The sequence below is a fragment of the Streptomyces sp. S3(2020) genome (assembly GCF_013044505.1).
Lineage (GTDB): Bacteria > Actinomycetota > Actinomycetes > Streptomycetales > Streptomycetaceae > Streptomyces.
On the sequence record NZ_JABERD010000457.1, the window covers coordinates 1 to 2451 of the forward strand.

Here is a 2451-nt window from a genome sequence, read left to right on the forward strand (position 1 = left end):
GGGTGGTGTGGAGCAGGGTGTTGATGAGGTGTTCGGTTTCGGGTTCGAGGGGGCAGTTGAGGGTGCGGTTGATCTGCTGGATGCGGGTGATCGCGGTGTGGACGCCTTGCCGGTTGCCGGCGGCGTGTTCGATCAATGCCCAGTTGCGGTAGCTGATTTCTGCGCTGTCGTCGACGTCGATGGCGCAGGCTACGGCTTGGCGGGCGGCGCTGCGGTCGTGGTCGGGGCCCTCGCTCATGCGGTGGGTGGCCACCGTGTGGGCGATGTCGATGCTGCGGGTGGTCATTTCGTGCTGGTGGGGCTCGGCCCAGGGCATCGGCCGTCCGCCGAAGGGCTGGCCCCGTACCAGGGCGAGAGCTTCTTCCAGGTCGGGCAGTCCGGCGGGGCCCAGGGGCAGGGCACGTTGGGTGAGGTGGACGAATTGCGTCCAGGCGCAGCGGACGTGGGGGGAGAGCTGGTAGGGGGCGTCGCCGGTGTTGCGGCGGGGGACGTAGGGGTTGCCCGCCGGGTCGTTGCCCAGGCGGCTGAGCAGTCCCTGGAGGCGGGCGTTGAGGGTGGCGGTGGACCACGGGTGGGCGGGGTCCATGTCGGCGCAGAGGGCATCGGCGGTGCGCCCCGGCCTGAAATAGAGCAGTGCGGCCAGCTGCGTCGTGCGCGGTCCGTGGCCGCTGGTGTCGATGCCGTCGACCTCGATGGGTCCCAGGACCCGGATCTGCGGTGCCTGGTTGTCTGCTTCCTGACCGTCGTCGGGCCCGGGTGGTGTGCCGGGCGGGCCCGCCTGCTGATGGCCGGTGCCCCGGTCGCGGGGCTGCGGCGGCTGCGCTGAAGCCGGGACTGTCCGTGCGGGGCTGTCCGCGGTGGACGCCTGAACGGCGGTGGCGGGCAGGCGCCCGGGCGTGGGGTCGGCGGAGCGGCGGTCGGCGAGCAGGGCGGGAAAGACCTCGCTGCGCACATCGGTGTCCGGCGCTGAGGAAGGCTGGGTGGCCGGGGTGGATGCGGCACCGCCGGGCTGGTGCGGCTGATGCTCCTGTTCTTGTTCCGGGCTCTGCCCGTCCGGGCCGTCGTCCTTCGGCATGTCGTCGGCGGCGGGTGGTGTGCCGGGTGCGGGGTCTTGCAGCGCGGTGGTGATCTGCTGGTAGGCGGTGCGGCCGAGTCGTTGGACGGTGAACTCGACGCCGGCGCCGAGGTGGTCGAGGCGCTGGGGGCGGCCGGGTGCGGCGTCGAGGGTTTGTGCGTGCGGTAGGTGCGGGCCGGCCGTGTCCGCGGGTGCGATCAGGGTGAGGGGCAGGGGTCCGGGCTGTGCTGTGGCGAGGAGTTCGGCGAACTCTGTGGCGGTGTCCGTGTCCAGTACCGGAGCACAGAGCAGCACGCAGGGTGGGTGAGGCGTGTGCGGTAACTGGTGGGCTTCCAGGAGCCGTTGGCTCAGATGGCGTAGGGCGTGGGCGGGGCTGGGCAGGTGGGTGATGCGCGTGGCGGGCAGGAGGTCGGGCAGGTCGTCACCGAATCCCACGGTGACGATGTCGATTTCGTGCGCCCAGGGGCTCATCGCGAGTTCCAGCGTGAGTGAGGCGCACACCTCGCCGACGTGGACCGGATCTCCGTCCAGCAGCAGTGCCGGCAGCGTCGCGAGGTTGAGCAGGATCAGGTCGCCGTCGTCGGCGGTGCCGAGGGTGGCCAGCGCGGGGCAGGGCGCCGCAACGGTGCGGGCGGTGTCCGGATCCAGCAGGGCGGCGTCGGCAGGCAGGGCCCACCAGCCGTCCCGGCCGGCCACGAACGGTTCCCGGGGCTCGCGTGTGAGGTCGTCGGGCAGCACCCGTACCGTGCGGTCGCCGATCCGGGCGGCGCGTATCAGCGGCACAACGCTCGGCAGGTGCGGCAGTGTGCTGGGGTGGGCCAGTGTCTTCAGGGCGGTGTCCAGGCGGGCGGCGGCGTCCGGCTGCCCGCCCTCGGCCGACCGGGCCCCGGCTGCAGCAGTCCGTATCCCTGTGGCGTTGTCTTCCCCGCGCTTGCGCCTGTGCCTGGTGCGCCAGGCCAGGACAGCGGTGAGGGCGGCGGCCAGGAGCGCGCTCGCGCCGAGCAGAGTGCGCAGGTTCACCAGGCCGCCGGCCGAGGCCGGGGCCGTGGCTGCGCCGGACGCGGGGGAGGAGGCAGCACCGGGTGTCTCGGCCGACGGTGTGCCTGGCGGGCCGGAGGCACTGCCGCTGGCGCTGGGCCGGTCTGTCGCGGAAGGTGTCGCGGCATCCGAGGGGTGGCTGTTCTTGCCCTGCGCGCCCGAGCCGTTGCCTGGCGTGGGGGAGGCCGACGGCGACGGGTGGGTGTCCTCAGGGTGCGCGGCGCCGTCGCGGTCTTCGATGACCTGGCTCAGGCCCAGCGGTTGCGAGCTGATGGTGAGGATGCGGGGGGCGGCGAGCCTGGCGCCGGGGCGGAGTGCGAGCCCGGTGGGTGGTGGGC

General features: G+C 73.2%; 1 protein-coding gene. It reads right to left on the reverse strand.

The window, feature by feature from the left end:
* On the reverse strand, nt 1-2451 hold a 2451-nt coding region (locus HLK59_RS49475; RefSeq protein ID WP_171148248.1), incomplete at both ends, for a bacterial transcriptional activator domain-containing protein.